The organism is Flavobacterium kayseriense (assembly GCF_014305095.1).
Taxonomy (GTDB): domain Bacteria; phylum Bacteroidota; class Bacteroidia; order Flavobacteriales; family Flavobacteriaceae; genus Flavobacterium; species Flavobacterium kayseriense.
This window is the reverse complement of sequence record NZ_JACRUI010000001.1, coordinates 1,188,984-1,203,959: the sequence shown is the minus strand read 5'-3', so window position 1 is coordinate 1,203,959 and position 14,976 is coordinate 1,188,984. Positions and strand designations below refer to the sequence as shown.

General features: G+C 36.3%; 14 protein-coding genes. 11 read left to right on the top strand and 3 right to left on the bottom strand.

Annotation, left to right across the window (positions count from 1 at the left end):
• The first annotated feature begins 85 nt into the window (after positions 1 to 85).
• The 3 genes from H8R22_RS05140 (at position 86) to pruA (ending at position 3,574) form a co-directional block, all read left to right on the top strand.
• Positions 86 to 1,312 carry a type IX secretion system plug protein gene (locus H8R22_RS05140; RefSeq protein ID WP_449534531.1) on the top strand — a complete coding sequence of 409 codons (1,227 nt, stop codon included), beginning with the start codon at positions 86 to 88 and terminating at the stop codon, positions 1,310 to 1,312.
• 75 nt (positions 1,313 to 1,387) lie between these two features.
• Positions 1,388 to 1,774, top strand: coding sequence for a Co2+/Mg2+ efflux protein ApaG (gene apaG / locus H8R22_RS05135; protein ID WP_187008626.1), 387 nt, complete (start codon positions 1,388 to 1,390; stop codon positions 1,772 to 1,774).
• A 171-nt stretch (positions 1,775 to 1,945) separates the two neighbouring features.
• The gene (gene pruA, locus H8R22_RS05130; RefSeq protein ID WP_187008627.1) at positions 1,946 to 3,574 is read left to right on the top strand and encodes an L-glutamate gamma-semialdehyde dehydrogenase; all 1,629 of its coding nucleotides are present in this window, start codon (positions 1,946 to 1,948) and stop codon (positions 3,572 to 3,574) included.
• Positions 3,575 to 3,705: 131 nt separating this feature from the next.
• Here pruA and rsmG read toward each other — a convergent pair whose 3' ends face one another.
• Entirely contained in the window at positions 3,706 to 4,335 is a 630-nt protein-coding gene (rsmG, locus tag H8R22_RS05125; protein ID WP_187008628.1) for a 16S rRNA (guanine(527)-N(7))-methyltransferase RsmG, read from the bottom strand.
• 105 nt (positions 4,336 to 4,440) lie between these two features.
• Between rsmG and H8R22_RS05120 the strand changes: the two genes are divergently transcribed.
• The 5 genes from H8R22_RS05120 (at position 4,441) to H8R22_RS05100 (ending at position 9,506) form a co-directional block, all read left to right on the top strand.
• Positions 4,441 to 5,535 (top strand): fatty acid desaturase family protein, encoded by a 1,095-nt coding sequence (locus H8R22_RS05120; protein WP_187008629.1) that lies wholly within the window; start codon positions 4,441 to 4,443, stop codon positions 5,533 to 5,535.
• A gap of 79 nt (positions 5,536 to 5,614) precedes the next feature.
• Positions 5,615 to 6,805: a pyridoxal phosphate-dependent aminotransferase gene (locus tag H8R22_RS05115; protein WP_187008630.1), complete on the top strand. Its 1,191-nt coding sequence runs from the start codon at positions 5,615 to 5,617 to the stop codon at positions 6,803 to 6,805.
• A 379-nt stretch (positions 6,806 to 7,184) separates the two neighbouring features.
• A complete protein-coding gene (locus tag H8R22_RS05110) occupies positions 7,185 to 7,643 on the top strand; it encodes a ferritin-like domain-containing protein (protein ID WP_187008631.1) in 459 nt (152 codons plus the stop codon).
• 375 nt (positions 7,644 to 8,018) lie between these two features.
• The gene (purT, locus tag H8R22_RS05105; RefSeq protein WP_187008632.1) at positions 8,019 to 9,179 is read left to right on the top strand and encodes a formate-dependent phosphoribosylglycinamide formyltransferase; all 1,161 of its coding nucleotides are present in this window, start codon (positions 8,019 to 8,021) and stop codon (positions 9,177 to 9,179) included.
• Between the two features lie 3 nt (positions 9,180 to 9,182).
• Positions 9,183 to 9,506, top strand: coding sequence for a DUF6370 family protein (locus tag H8R22_RS05100; RefSeq protein WP_187008633.1), 324 nt, complete (start codon positions 9,183 to 9,185; stop codon positions 9,504 to 9,506).
• Positions 9,507 to 9,627: 121 nt separating this feature from the next.
• Here H8R22_RS05100 and H8R22_RS05095 read toward each other — a convergent pair whose 3' ends face one another.
• Positions 9,628 to 10,512, bottom strand: coding sequence for a phospholipase A (locus tag H8R22_RS05095; RefSeq protein WP_222616939.1), 885 nt, complete (start codon positions 10,510 to 10,512; stop codon positions 9,628 to 9,630).
• Positions 10,513 to 10,769: 257 nt separating this feature from the next.
• On the opposite strand from H8R22_RS05095, the gene H8R22_RS05090 reads away from it, so the two are divergent.
• On the top strand, positions 10,770 to 11,483 hold the full coding sequence (locus tag H8R22_RS05090; RefSeq protein WP_187008634.1) for a pirin family protein: 714 nt from the start codon (positions 10,770 to 10,772) through the stop codon (positions 11,481 to 11,483).
• Between the two features lie 287 nt (positions 11,484 to 11,770).
• Here H8R22_RS05090 and H8R22_RS05085 read toward each other — a convergent pair whose 3' ends face one another.
• Positions 11,771 to 13,402, bottom strand: a complete 1,632-nt coding sequence (locus H8R22_RS05085) for a hypothetical protein (protein WP_225875971.1) — start codon at positions 13,400 to 13,402, stop codon at positions 11,771 to 11,773.
• 329 nt (positions 13,403 to 13,731) lie between these two features.
• On the opposite strand from H8R22_RS05085, the gene fabD reads away from it, so the two are divergent.
• Both fabD and H8R22_RS05075 read left to right on the top strand, forming a co-directional pair.
• Positions 13,732 to 14,607, top strand: a complete 876-nt coding sequence (gene fabD / locus H8R22_RS05080) for an ACP S-malonyltransferase (RefSeq protein WP_187008636.1) — start codon at positions 13,732 to 13,734, stop codon at positions 14,605 to 14,607.
• Positions 14,608 to 14,718: 111 nt separating this feature from the next.
• Entirely contained in the window at positions 14,719 to 14,973 is a 255-nt protein-coding gene (locus tag H8R22_RS05075; protein WP_187008637.1) for a hypothetical protein, read from the top strand.
• Positions 14,974 to 14,976 lie beyond the last annotated feature (3 nt).

The window sequence follows — 14,976 nt, the reverse complement described above, 5'->3', positions numbered from 1 at the left end:
TAATAATAGCAGCACTTAATTAGTTATATTTACAATTAGGAACTTAAACCATATGTGCAACTCATTTATCAGATTAACTATTGTGATGTTATTTTCATTTCACTGCTCTTTTGCGCAAGTAGAAAATGAAATTGCGCCACCCTACAATATCAAGACCGTTGGTTTTTCGCAGGACAACCAAAATGTTGTTCCAATCTTTCCATTAGGTAACGGATTTCAATTTGTTTTTGATGACTTATTTGGTAATGAAGCTAACTATTATTACGAAATCGTTCACTGCGATTACAATTGGATACCTACTTCTATTCCTAAAAATGAGTATTTGCAAGGATTCGACAATCAGAGAATTCAGGATTATAGTAATTCATTTAATGCACTACAACTCTACTCGCATTACACCTTGTCGATACCTAATAACTTTACGCAGCAATTATTGCTCAGTGGGAATTATATTCTAAAAATCTTAAACGAAGATAAAGAGGTGCTTTTCTCAAGAAAATTTATTCTTTATGAAGATTTGGCTTCTGTACCTATTCAAGTAAAACGCAGCCGCGTGCTAAGCAACATAGAGCAAAAACACAATCTTGACTTTAGCATAAACTCGAGTACCATCAATTTTCAAAACCCGCTAAAGAATATAAAAGTCTTACTTTTGCAAAACGGAAAAATAAACAGTGCTATTAAAACCATTGCGCCGCAATACACAATAGGAAATCAATTAGTTTATAAGTACGACAGTGAAACGCAGTTTTGGGCAGGAAACGAATTTCATTTTTTTGAAAACAAAGATATTAGAGCTGCTAGTAACAATATTTCTAGATCAGATTCTAGTACAGCTATTTACAGTTCGTTGTTATATACAAACAACGCAAGAGGTAATTTTCCTTACACTTTTTACCAAGATGTCAACGGAAATTACGTTGTTAAAAACATAAACGGATCTAATAATGCAATTGAGGCTGATTATGCCTGGGTCTATTTTTCCTTATCTGCTCCAGCGTTTCAGTTAGACAAAGACATTTACGTGACAGGCATGTTCAATAATTACAATTTGACTCCTGAGTTCAAAATGGATTATAATCCAAAAAAGGGCATTTACGAAAAAGCAATTTTAATCAAGCAAGGCTTTACCAATTATGAGTATACTGTGGCCGATACAGCAGGAACAATTGACCATCAAAATGCTATTGACGGTAACTTCTATCAGACTGAAAATGAGTATACCATTTTAGTCTATTACAGAGAAAGTATAGACAGATACGACCGTGTAATTGGAAAAGGAAATGCGAACTCGATCAATATCATCAATTAAAATAGTACTTAAATAGATCATAAGTACTTAAAAATTCTTATTTTTGGTTTAACGAACACATATTTACTGTTTAAAATGGTTTCTCAAATAACAAGAGGTATAAAAATTTCAGTATTAACTAGTTTTGAAGGCACATACTTCAAAAACTACAAACTTCACTATGCTTTTAGTTACCAAATTACAATCGAGAATCACAGTAAAGACTCCGTACAACTCATGTCTCGTCACTGGGACATCTTTGATTCTTTGAACGAAAACGAAACAGTTGATGGCGAGGGAGTGATTGGTAAAAAACCGGTTTTAAGACCCGGTGAACTCCACACCTACAATTCAGGATGTCTACTGTCTTCGCCTTATGGAGCAATGAAAGGACATTTTAATATGATCAATTTTACTAGTACTCGAAACTTTAAAGTTGCAATACCTACTTTTAAACTTGCTGCCCCTTTCGCTTTGAATTAATTATTTGTTGTTCAACATATTTAATTTTCTTCGCCTTTATTTCTCTCTTTTTTAATTAATCCTTTGTACTTTTGTTACTCAATAAATTTTTTCGCAATAATTGGGAAAAAATTTAGAATACAAATGTATAATCTTACACCTATTTTCTGGGGGTAAATAAACTAAAATATCATGCTAAAAGGATTTTTTCACGTACCAAAAGCGGTAAATGAACCAGTAAAAGGGTACGCACCAAATTCACCTGAAAAAGCAGCCGTACAAGCAGCTTATACAAAAATGTGGAATTCTAAAATCGACGTTCCTTTGTACATCGGAAGCGAAGAGATTAGAACTGGAAATACAAAAAACATGACAGCTCCTCACGATCACAAACATATCGTAGGTACCTATCACCTAGCTGAAAAGTCGCATGTGGAGCAAGCAATTGCAAACGCATTAGAGTCCAGAACAGCTTGGGCAAATATGGCTTGGGAGCAACGTGCAGCTATCTTTTTGAAAGCAGCCGAATTAATTGCAGGACCATACAGAGCAAGAATCAACGCAGCAACAATGATTGCGCAATCAAAAAATATCCACCAAGCAGAAATTGATGCTTCATGTGAGCTAATTGACTTTTTACGTTTTAACGTAGAGTTCATGACTCAAATTTATGCAGACCAACCGTCGTCTTCATCTGACATGTGGAACCGTTTAGAATACAGACCTCTTGAAGGATTTGTATACGCGATAACTCCATTTAACTTTACTGCGATTGCGGCTAACCTTCCAGCAAGTGCTGCTATGATGGGTAACGTTGTAGTTTGGAAACCAAGTGATAGCCAAGTATTCTCGGCACAAATTATTATCGAAGTATTCAAAGAAGCTGGTGTTCCTGATGGAGTTATCAATGTAGTTTTTGGTGACGCTTTAATGGTTACTGATACTGTTCTTGCCAGCCGTGACTTCGCAGGACTACACTTTACAGGATCTACTCACGTATTTAAAGACATTTGGGCAAAAATAGGAACTAACATTCACCACTATAAAACATACCCAAGAATTGTAGGGGAAACTGGAGGAAAAGATTTTATCATCGCCCACTCTAGCGCTAACCCAAAACAAGTTTCTACCGGAATTGTACGTGGTGCATTCGAATTTCAAGGTCAAAAATGTTCAGCAGCTTCAAGAGCTTACGTACCAAAAAGTATGTGGCCAGCTGTAAAAGAGCAAATTATCACTGATGTAAAATCAATGAAAATGGGGTCTCCCGAAGACTTTAGCAATTTTGTTACTGCAGTTATTCACGAAGGTTCTTTTGATAAATTAGCGGGTTTTATTGACCAAGCTAAAAAAGATGCAGATGCTGAAATCATAGTTGGTGGAAATTACGATAAATCAGTTGGGTACTTTATTGAACCAACAGTTATTGTTACCACAAACCCTCATTACTCTACAATGGAAACGGAGCTGTTTGGACCTGTTATGACAATTTACGTATATGAAGATGCTAAATGGGAAGAAACACTTGAATTACTAGATTCTACTTCAGAGTACGCTCTAACAGGAGCTGTTTTCAGTACAGATCGTTACGCCATCGAAGTAGCTACGGTAAAATTACAAAACGCTGCTGGTAACTTCTATATCAATGATAAACCAACAGGTGCTGTTGTAGGGCAACAACCATTTGGTGGAGCGAGAGCTTCTGGAACAAATGATAAAGCAGGTTCTCCATTAAACCTACTACGTTGGGTTTCTCCAAGAACAATCAAAGAAACTTTTGTTACTCCAGTTGATTACAGATACCCATTTTTGGGCGAATAAGCAAGTCTTAAAGTTTGAAAGCCGAAAGTCTTAATGAACTTTTGTTACTACCAAAAAGCCGAATCTAAAATTAGATTCGGCTTTTTTTTATCTAATTCTTTCTTTAGACTTTATGACTTTCGACCTTAGGACTAGGCCTGAAACTTCAAAGGTAAGTGCACGACTTTCTTAGTTTCGAAAAATTCATCTTCAAAAAAATCGGCTAAATTATATTCTGTAGCCTGTGGGAAAGCAGCAAGTTCTTCTGTGAGGTCTCCCCCTTTAAGGTACAAGATTCCGTTTTTTAACTTATGCTTTTGTTGCTTCTTGATTTTAGTTTTTATCCAAGATACAAAATCAGGCATGTTTGTAACAGCACGACTTACGATAAAATCAAAGTCACCTTTTACGTTTTCGGCGCGTAACTGTTCTGCCTTTACGTTCTTCAATTCTAAAGCATCAGCAACACCTTGAACTACTTTTATTTTTTTAGCAATAACATCAATCAAGTAAAATCGAGTTTCTGGGAATAATATGGCTAGAGGAATCCCAGGAAAGCCGCCACCTGTACCAACATCGAGAACAAAAGTACCAGGTTCGAACTTCATGACCTTGGCAATTCCTAACGAATGTAGAATGTGTTTTGTGTATAAAGAGTCAATATCTTTTCTAGAAATAACATTTATTTTTTCGTTCCAATCGTGGTATAAAACATCTAATTTTTCGAACTGTTCTTTTTGAATAGCAGTCAAACTAGGAAAATACTTCAATATCTCATCCATCTTTACTTTTTTTAACAAAAGTAATACTTTACAGTTAAAATATTTATGCCAATTTTGTATATCCAAAAATTTATAATAATTATCTTTGAAACTTATTAAATACCTATGAATAAAATCACCCCTACTTTTGCGAAGCAGGACAGTCTGAAATTTTTCAGAACGCTTAACTCCCGAGTAAACAACTACTTCAAAGAAAACAACCTGCAAAAAACAGGAAACTGGAAATTATACTTAAAAACAATTATATTGTTTGCCGTTTTTCTTGCCCCTTACTTTTTAATTTTAACTTTAAACATGCCATTCTGGGCACATTTACTATTAACCATTGTTATGGGAATTGGTATGGCCGGAGTTGGAATGAACGTGATGCATGATGGTAATCATGGCTCCTACTCGACAAAAAGCTGGGTAAATAAATTTATGGGAGGTTCCATCTATGTATTAGCAGGAAACGTCTACAACTGGCAGGTTCAACACAATGTGTTGCACCATACCTACACGAACATCCCTGGACATGATGAAGATCTAGACGCAGGAAGAATTATTCGATTTACAAAAAATGCTAAATGGCATAACTTTCACCGTTTTCAGCAATATTACTCTGTGTTTTTATACGGACTGCTAACTTTTAACTGGGCTATTACTACCGATTTTAAGCAAATGAAAAGTTACCTAAAAAGAAAATTATCTTACGGTGAGGCAAAAAGCCCAAAAATACTATGGACCACTTTGATCATTACAAAAGTAATCTATGTTTCAATTTGGATTGCTTTACCAATCGTAATTGGAATCACTTGGTGGAAAGTACTAATCGGTTTTTTTGTAATGCATTATACTGCAGGATTAATCTTGAGCATTGTTTTTCAATTAGCACACGTTGTTGAAGAAACAACAAACCCATCACCTAACGAATTAGGAGAAATGGACAATACTTGGGCAATTCACCAATTGTTCACCACAACTAACTTTGCACCTAAAAATGCAATTGTAAACTGGTACACTGGTGGTTTAAACCATCAAATTGAGCACCATATCTTCCCAAATATAAGTCACATTCACTATGGTAAAATTGCAAAAATTGTACGCGAAACAGCGCAAGAGTGCAACTTGCCTTATTATGAATACAAAACAATGCGCGCTGCAGTAGTAGCCCACTTCAAGCACTTAAAAGAGCTTGGAATGAAACCTGAGATGGCCTAAAAAACAGAACTAAAACAAGAACACAATAACTAACCGTCCTAGATGCTGATAACTAATTAGGGCAATCAACACACGATTAATGAGCAATCCACTTTCAGACAGAATTAACAATCTTGCCACATCACAAACGTTAGCAATGGCGGCTTTGGCAAGAGAGCTTAAAGCACAAGGAAAAGACATCATCAGTTTAAGTTTAGGGGAACCTGACTTTAACACACCTGACTTCATTAAAGAAGCTGCAAAACAGGCAATCGATGATAATTACAGCACCTATTCTCCAGTAGACGGATATGGCGACTTGAAAGATGCTATCTGCCGTAAATTCAAAAGAGACAATAATTTAGACTACAAACCGTCACAAATTGTCGTTTCGACAGGAGCAAAACAATCGTTATACAACATCGCTCAAGTAATGCTTAACGATGGTGACGAGGTTATTTTACCAGCACCTTACTGGGTTTCTTATTTCGAAATTGTAAAATTATCTGGAGGAATACCTGTAGAAGTACCTACCTCTATCGATACCGATTTTAAAATCACACCTGCACAGTTAGAAGCTGCCATCACACCAAAAACAAAAATGATGTGGTTCTCTACTCCATGTAATCCTTCAGGATCTGTTTACAGTCGCGAGGAACTTACAGCACTTGCAGCCGTATTAGAGAAATACCCTAACGTATACGTTGTCGCTGATGAAATCTATGAACACATCAACTTCTCTGGAACTTTTTGTAGTATAGGATCAATTCCAGGAATGTTTGAAAAAACAATAACCGTAAACGGTGTCGCCAAAGCTTTTGCAATGACAGGATACCGCATTGGATACATAGGAGCACCTGAGTTTATCGCAAAAGCGTGTACTAAAATTCAAGGCCAAGTTACTTCAGGAGCTAATTCTGTTGCGCAGCGTGCTACCATTACCGCTGTCGATGCTGACCCTTCTGTGCTGAAGCACATGGTTGATGCCTTCCATTCTCGCAGAGACTTAGTAGTAGGTTTGTTAAGAGAAATTCCAGGAGTAAAAATTAACGTTCCAGAAGGAGCATTTTATGTGTTCCCTGATGTTTCTTCTTTCTTTGGAAAAACATTGAGAGGCACGGAAATCAAAAACGCGATGGATTTATCAATGTACCTTTTAGCCGAAGCAAATGTAGCAACAGTAACGGGTGATGCTTTTGGTAACCCTGACTGTATTCGTTTCTCCTACGCAACAAGTGATGCTATTCTAAAAGAAGCTTTAAAAAGAATTAAAGAGGCACTAGCAGCTTAATTCCTTTCTAATTAATACCATAAAATGCCTCGAGATTTATTTCTTGAGGCATTTTCCTTTGTTTAGGGGGCTTGTCAAAGTGTGGGCGTGCCCCAAGGGTCAGGCTATCCGCTCTATCTTTTATGAAGTCCCTACAGCTATCGGGACTTCATAAAAGGATGCCGCTCCTATCCTTCACGCAAATCTGCTGACAAAAGTTCATACCTAGTTAAGTTTCCTGAATAATATGGAAATAGAAACAAAACTACAGTACAAACTCTATAAAAGGAAACATAACACACTATGCTACAATATTATAAAAAACTACAAAAATCTTGTAAGATAATAACGGCATACTATTCCCATCTTTGTAAAGAACAAACAATTAAAAATAAACACCATGACAAATACAGACGAAAAAAGAGAAAAAGTAGTAAGTACGTTAGAAGGGTTGATTCAAATTCTTGAAGACGGGAAATTAGGATATACAAACGCTGCTGAACACGTAGGAAGTGCACCAATCAAGAGCGATTTCATACAATTTGCTCGTGAACGTGCCTTGTACATTGTAGAATTACAAGATGAAATCAACAGATTAGGAAAAACAACTGATGCTTCTGGTGGCGGAGTTTTAGGAGCAATACATAGAGCTTGGATCGATATCAAATCATCATTTACAAGTGGTGATGTAGAGGCTATCGCAAACGCTTGTATTACCGGTGAAGAATCAGCAATTGCAAGCTACGAGACTGCCTTAGACATCGAAGAGCTTGGTGCGGATCAAATAGCTTTAATTTCGAAACAATTAACCGGAATTAAAAGTGCATTATTGACTATAAAAGCTAAGAAATTGAATTAAGACCTCAATTACTTACCAGTATATAAGACTACTTAGCGCATCAACTAAGTAGTTTTTTTTTGCTCTTCTTTTAGCTCTCATCTGCTTGAACACACTTACAAGTAATAAAACACGCTACTATTCTCAGTTTTTGGCGTCCATAAGTGTCGGGCGATACGGAATATCTTTTATTTCGCTTCCTTTCATAAAAAGATACCGATCACATCCTTCACGTGAATAAAATCGATCACAATAATAATACAGCACCCTTTTACCCATCAATCCCCTGCCACCTTTCGTTGATTAAGACCTGAATTTAACAGAAAATAATCACTGAATCTTTAATAACAAAAAAGCAATTTAGTATTTTTACACTTCATAAAAGATCCCAAAATCATGAAAATACTATTGCTAGGTTCAGGCGAATTAGGAAAAGAATTTGTAATCGCAGCACAGCGCATCGGGCAAACCATAATTGCGGTTGATAGCTACGAAAATGCCCCTGCCATGCAAGTAGCTCATGGATTTGAAGTCATCAATATGCTAGACGGTGAGGCACTTGATCGTATTGTAGCAAAGCACCAACCAGATTTTATTGTTCCCGAAATAGAAGCCATTCGAACCGAACGTTTTTACGATTATGAGAAGCAAGGTATCACCGTAGTACCTAGTGCAAGAGCGGCTAATTTTACGATGAATCGTAGGGCTATTCGAGATTTAGCTGCTAAAGAACTGGGATTAAAAACCGCTAACTATCGATACGCCACGACTGCCGAGGAATTACAAAAAGGAGTCGAAGCAGTAGGAATGCCTTGCGTAGTCAAACCCCTAATGTCATCGTCAGGAAAAGGACAATCGACTATAAAAACAATTGCTGATATCGATAAAGCATGGCAATATGCCGTAGAAGGTTCTCGTGGTGATGTAGTCGAAGTCATTGTAGAAGCTTTTGTTAAGTTCAATTCAGAGATTACCCTATTAACAGTGGTACAGAATAACAATCCTACTTTATTTTGCGCACCTATTGGCCACCGCCAAGAACGAGGAGATTACCAAGAAAGCTGGCAACCTGCACTACTATCGGATAAGGATTTATATGAAGCACAAGATATGGCCGAAAAAGTTACAGAGGCACTAGGTGGAGCTGGACTTTTTGGTGTCGAATTTTTCTTGGCAGATGATGGTGTTTATTTCTCGGAACTCTCTCCTCGCCCACACGACACAGGAATGGTAACACTCGCAGGAACACAAAATTTTAACGAATTCGAATTGCATTTACGTGCAATCTTAAGCCTACCTATTTTCGAAATCACTTTGGAAAAAGCTGGAGCAAGTGCTGTCATTTTAGCTTCGGAAAATTCAGACAATCCTACTTATACTGGAATCGAAAAAATGGCTGCTTTTCCTAAAACCGACTTTAGAATCTTTGGAAAACCAAGTTCAAGACCTTACCGCAGAATGGGTGTAGCATTAGTGCACGACTCCTTAGAAGCGCCAATTGATGAATTGGTAGCAAAAGCGAAAAAAATAGCTACCTTCGTTAAGGTAAATTCTTAAACTATGAAAAAAACAACAATCCTTTTATTTTTGCTCTTCACAGTAATGTTAAGCGCTCAGAACAAAAAAGTAGTATTAAAAAAACAAGTAGTAGAAGCTTCTTGTGGACAATGCCAATTTAAGATGGAAGGCAAATCATGCGATTTAGCAGTTCGAATTGATGGAAAAACCTATTTCGTAGACGGAACATCAATTGATTCTCACGGTAATGCTCATGCAGCTGACGGTTTTTGCGCCGCTATAAGAAAAGCCGAAGTTAGTGGATCAATTGTTAACGATCGTTTTATAGCGACAGATTTTAAATTACTACCGGAAACAAAAAAATAAAACAAACAAGCCTCGATTTCATACCGAAAAATTCACAATCCAGAACTGCGTAAAAATTCGAGCAAAAATTAAAAATCGTCCTTTCGATACTAGAATAGATAAACTAAAAGTTTCCTTTATTTTACCAATTTGCGAAAGAAACCCCAAGACCAATAGTAGTTTGATTTACGTTGTAATCAATTAGTGTTTCACCATAACCACTAAAAACTTGAGCATGTCCTCTTAGATGTCCGTGTATTGGGAAAACATAATTAAGCTGAATATTTCCTTTATCGAAAGTGCTAAACGAGTGATTAATTATCGTGTAAAATTCATGTTTGCCAAAATGCGTTCCCACCTCCAGCTCGGCATCACCAATAAATTTATTTATTTGAGGGTTTTCGTCTTCACTATCCGGTAATCGATACCAAGGCCTAAAATTAACATTCCAGTTATTATACTCGTATCCAATATTTAATATAATTCTGTTCCAACTTCTTGAAGTAGGAATGTCTTTTCCGTTAGATTGATGATTGAGAACTAAGCCAAAAGTTCGAATTTTACCTTTAAACAAATCAATATCCATTGGGAAATTTAAAATAATTTCAGGCTCGTAATTCAGCTCTCTAAATGCTCGAGACAGTTTTTTATTATAAATCTGCCAATGCGCTTTTTGAGTATACCCTACCCATAAATCACCTTTTCCAAAAAAAATATCTTGCAGAACTTTTGTTTTAAAACTGATTTGGAATTTTGTCTCGATATTATTAAAAATATTTTTGTCTCTAGTTGCAAATTCGCCACTTTGATCAAATGGCTCTTCATTTTTTTTATTAGACCAACGAGCAGCTGCAAAATAGATAGGTCTGTATGAGACCAATCTAAAAGTACCTTGTTTATCAATGCTGTCTAGTTCCCATTGCTGCGAAATGTTTTTTCTAATTATTACTTTGTTGAAGTCGATTTGAGAGTGAGAAGAAGTGCTAACTAGGAACATAAAGAGTATAACTCTATACAAGTGCGGCATATTTACAAATTTTAAAATATTTTATCGCACGAAGGTAACTCTTATACATAGAGATGAAGTTCTAGTCATCTGGTTTAAAGTTATGTAATTATCACATTGAACTTCAAATAGGGAAAGCAAATACTTTATCTTTAGATGGTTCCTACTTACTTAAAATAAAAAGTACTTTTCAGCTCTACCCTAAGATTTCTTAATCTACATTAAGTAATCTTCAGCACTTCCTTTCGTAAATTTGTTCAATATCAAATTTAAAAACTATGGAAAATACAGTTTTACATAAAGCAAACACAAGAGGACACGCAGATCATGGTTGGTTGCAAGCAAACTTCAGTTTCAGTTTTGGAAGCTGGTACAATCCAGAGAGAGTACAGTTTGGCGCACTACGTGTTTTAAACGATGACATTATTGGAGAAGGAATGGGCTTTGGGACCCATCCCCACGACAACATGGAAATCATTACGATTCCGCTTGAAGGAGATTTAGCTCATAAAGACAGTATGGGCAATGCAGCAACGATTAAAAATGGTGATGTGCAAGTGATGAGTGCTGGGACTGGTATACAGCATAGCGAGTTTAACCCTAATGCAGATATAAAGACAAAATCATTACAAATTTGGCTTTTTCCTAATAAAAAAAACGTAACACCTCGTTACCAGCAAATCTCGTTAAATCCAGAAGATAGAATCAACAGGTTACAACAAATTCTTTCTCCAAATCCAGAGGACGATGGGGTATGGATTCATCAAGATGCTTGGTTTCATTTAGGGAAATTCGATAAAGACAGTACCATAACTTACAATATAAAAAAAGCGGGAAATGGCGTTTATGCCTTTATTCTTTCAGGAAACTTAACCATCAACGGTCAAGAATTAGAAACAAGGGATGGTTTTGGTATTTGGAATATACCTCTATTGGACATTCGAACAAATACGGAGGCTGAAATCTTGTTGATGGAAGTACCGATGCAATAATTTTTAGAAAAAAAAGACAGTACTGAATAAAATAGCAGCAATGAAAGTTACCGTGGTTTGAAAGACTATAAAATATATTCCTTATGCAAATCGCGTTCGCCATAATCCAGCTGTTTTTCGATCAAAGCACAAGCCTTGGATTTAGATCGCTGCATCAATAGCAGGTGCTATTGTGGAGACCATAAAAAATTAGTAATTTACTTCGAGAATAAAAAGTTCAAACATTAAAAAGGCTGAATTCAACAAAATGAATTCAGCCTTTTACCACTACAAATAATCAACTAAAATTATTTCTTTTTTAAATTGATGTTTTCAAAAGTAGAAACATCAATTACCTCCTCTGTATCAACATCAAATGATATTTTGACTGAATCACCAATCATAGTAACAGGCAACTGGGTTGATATTTGGGAAGAACCCACAAAAATATTAGGATAATCTTTTACCTTAAAATAATAGAAACTATTACCATTTTTGACATCATTTTGAATTCTAGTAACTATCGTGCTCAACATTTTTTTATTGGAAACACTGTTCGGATTTATTTTATTACCAGACATATTGTACACATTTTTAAAGGAGGTCAAAGCTTCACGCATCGTATTACCAACTCCTACAATGGTATAATCGGATATAGCAACCATGGCAAACATTTTGACCAATCCACCTTTGTCTTTTAATGTCATCACATAAGTTGGGATATTGTTTATGTTGTATGGTATAGGCAAAGAAGCTTCATATCCTTTTTCCTGTACTTTTCCTTGCGCAGAGCTTTGCGCAGCATATTCAGTTGCACCACCTTGCTTGTAAAAAGTAGTTTTCTTTGTTCTCGTGTCAACCAAAACAAATCCTACGGCAGACTCCTCTTTTCCTACTGAGGTTAAACCAGTATACCAATAGGATTTATTATCATCTCCGTAAACTAAGGTTAAACCCTCGGTGATTTGAAGTTTATTAGCATTAGAAAAATTCCAATAACCGTGCACATATTCTCCCCAATCGTTTAGTTGTTCTTCTATAAAGTTAATAGGTTGAATACGATCTACCCATTGAGGTGTTTTCGCGATCGAGTACTCTTTTATAGCTCCGGTTTGCGCATCGACTAGAACAACTCCTGTTGCTTCGTTTCCACTAAAACCTATTTCTTTTTTATATTTAGTAACAACCCAAAAAGGCATTCCGCTGTCGTCAATTTCAAAACTAAAATCGGTTAGTCCAACCGTACTGTATCCACTAAAATAAAGATGTCTCTCGATCTCTGATTGAAAATAAGCTCCAGACTGGTATTTGATCTTAATAGGTTTCCCGTTACTATTTTGAACTAGTTTTACATCTCTTTCATTTGTTGCAGATACCATCACATAACCTGCTGTTCCCTCTTGATTATTTATCCATTTAAAAAAACCAGAGTGCAATAAAGGCGCTACCCAATACAAGTCATTGTTTACTTTTTGAATAGAAAATTGTCCTAGTTCTACTTGACTACCTAATGCGGGTTGCGACCCTAATATTTTTTCTCCTAAAAGATGCGCAAGATCCTCATCGACTACCCTGATTTTATCGATTGAAATGGGCGCGATATGGTTTGAAATTTTTTTGCCGTTTTCTACTTTTCCAATTAAGGTTTGGTAGGCACTGGCTCTAAATAGTGGCAAACTGGTTAGCAATGGCGTAATGATCATATATCCTAATAAAACAGCGATAATGATAAACAGAAAACGTTTGGGTTTTTTAGCGACTTGAACCTGTTTTTTATCTGCTGACATTTTCAATCCAGTTGAAAGTATTACTCCTAAAAAAGTTAAAACTAAGAGTGCGAAAGGCAAACCCGTAAAACCATAATTAATGGTAGGCATCCCAACATAGAACAGTAAAAACGCAACAAATAGAAAAAACACAATAGATACACTATTTTTCATAACACAATTCATTTTATAGTATTAGTACGTAAATCCTGTTTTTGTTACAGCATTTATACCTGCCTTTACCTAAAGTTGGAGTGACCGAATGTCTCAAAACATAGCCCTCGCTAATAGTGTTACAAGGATCACACCTGAGATTTAGCCCCGATTGAGCCAGCATCCTCGCAACGAAGTGAAGAGATACAGGCAAAAGCGGGACAGGAAGTGCTAGGAACTCGAATATTCCTGCTCCTAAATCTTGATAGGTTGTTTATTAAAAAAAATAGTATTTTTGCACTTGGTTTAATTTTAACGACATAAAGCCATTCAACTTTTAAATTTAAAATATGAAAGCATACGTATTTCCAGGTCAAGGCGCACAGTTCACAGGAATGGGAAAAGATTTATATGAAAATTCTCCTTTAGCAAAGGAATTATTCGAGAAAGCGAATGAAATATTAGGTTTTCGCATCACTGACATTATGTTTGAGGGTACTGCTGAGGAATTAAAAGAAACGAAGGTTACGCAACCAGCTGTTTTTTTACATTCGGTTATATTAGCTAAAACTTTAGGTGATGATTTTAAACCAGAAATGGTGGCAGGTCACTCTTTAGGAGAATTTTCGGCTTTAGTTGCAAATGGTGCTTTGTCGTTTGAAGACGGGTTGAAATTAGTATCGCAACGTGCAATTGCCATGCAAAAAGCATGTGAAATCAAACCATCAACAATGGCAGCTGTTTTAGGACTTGCTGATAATGTGGTCGAAGAAGTTTGCGCGTCCATTGATGGTATTGTCGTTGCTGCCAACTACAACTGCCCGGGACAATTAGTAATTTCAGGCGAGACAGCTGCTGTTGAAGCGGCATGTGTAGCTATGAAAGAGGCTGGTGCAAAACGTGCTTTGTTGTTGCCAGTTGGAGGTGCTTTTCACTCACCTATGATGGAGCCTGCTCGTGAAGAACTAGCAGCTGCTATTGAAGCAACTACATTTTCTAATCCTATTTGCCCTGTTTACCAAAATGTAACTGCGACTGCAATATCTGACGCAAACGAGATCAAGAAAAACTTAATTATTCAGTTGACTGCTCCTGTAAAATGGACACAATCAGTACAACAGATGATTGCCGATGGTGCAACTTTGTTTACAGAAGTTGGTCCAGGGAAAGTCTTGGCAGGATTAATTGGAAAAATTGACAAAGAAGCTGCTACGGCAAACGCTTAACTACTATATTATTATACGCTTTAGGAATCCTCACAAACTAAAATTTTGTGGGGATTTTTTGATTATCTTTAGATCAGAAAAAACAAACTAGTACTATTAAAAAATATAAAAATGAAAAAGACTCTTTTAGGATTAGCTATCGTTGCTGCATTAACGATCGTATCATGTAAGCAAGACACAAAGGATAAAGTAGGAGAAGCCAAGGATGCAATAGGCAATGAAATAGACCAAGCTGTAGATACGGCAGCGGTTAAAGTAGATGCAGCTATTGATTCAACCAAGTCAAAAATTAGCACTAAAATGAAAGAAGGTGCTGCAAAAATGGATAAAAAAGCAGACGAAATGAAAGAAGATGCTAAAAATTAATCA

Coding starts and splice junctions, on each gene's coding strand:
- H8R22_RS05140 (WP_449534531.1), top strand. CDS start 86: ATGTTATTTTCATTTCACTGCTCTTTTGCGCAAGTAGAAAATGAAATT.
- apaG (WP_187008626.1), top strand. CDS start 1,388: ATGGTTTCTCAAATAACAAGAGGTATAAAAATTTCAGTATTAACTAGT.
- pruA (WP_187008627.1), top strand. CDS start 1,946: ATGCTAAAAGGATTTTTTCACGTACCAAAAGCGGTAAATGAACCAGTA.
- rsmG (WP_187008628.1), bottom strand. CDS start 4,335: ATGGATGAGATATTGAAGTATTTTCCTAGTTTGACTGCTATTCAAAAA.
- H8R22_RS05120 (WP_187008629.1), top strand. CDS start 4,441: ATGAATAAAATCACCCCTACTTTTGCGAAGCAGGACAGTCTGAAATTT.
- H8R22_RS05115 (WP_187008630.1), top strand. CDS start 5,615: ATGAGCAATCCACTTTCAGACAGAATTAACAATCTTGCCACATCACAA.
- H8R22_RS05110 (WP_187008631.1), top strand. CDS start 7,185: ATGACAAATACAGACGAAAAAAGAGAAAAAGTAGTAAGTACGTTAGAA.
- purT (WP_187008632.1), top strand. CDS start 8,019: ATGAAAATACTATTGCTAGGTTCAGGCGAATTAGGAAAAGAATTTGTA.
- H8R22_RS05100 (WP_187008633.1), top strand. CDS start 9,183: ATGAAAAAAACAACAATCCTTTTATTTTTGCTCTTCACAGTAATGTTA.
- H8R22_RS05095 (WP_222616939.1), bottom strand. CDS start 10,512: ATGCCGCACTTGTATAGAGTTATACTCTTTATGTTCCTAGTTAGCACT.
- H8R22_RS05090 (WP_187008634.1), top strand. CDS start 10,770: ATGGAAAATACAGTTTTACATAAAGCAAACACAAGAGGACACGCAGAT.
- H8R22_RS05085 (WP_225875971.1), bottom strand. CDS start 13,402: ATGAAAAATAGTGTATCTATTGTGTTTTTTCTATTTGTTGCGTTTTTA.
- fabD (WP_187008636.1), top strand. CDS start 13,732: ATGAAAGCATACGTATTTCCAGGTCAAGGCGCACAGTTCACAGGAATG.
- H8R22_RS05075 (WP_187008637.1), top strand. CDS start 14,719: ATGAAAAAGACTCTTTTAGGATTAGCTATCGTTGCTGCATTAACGATC.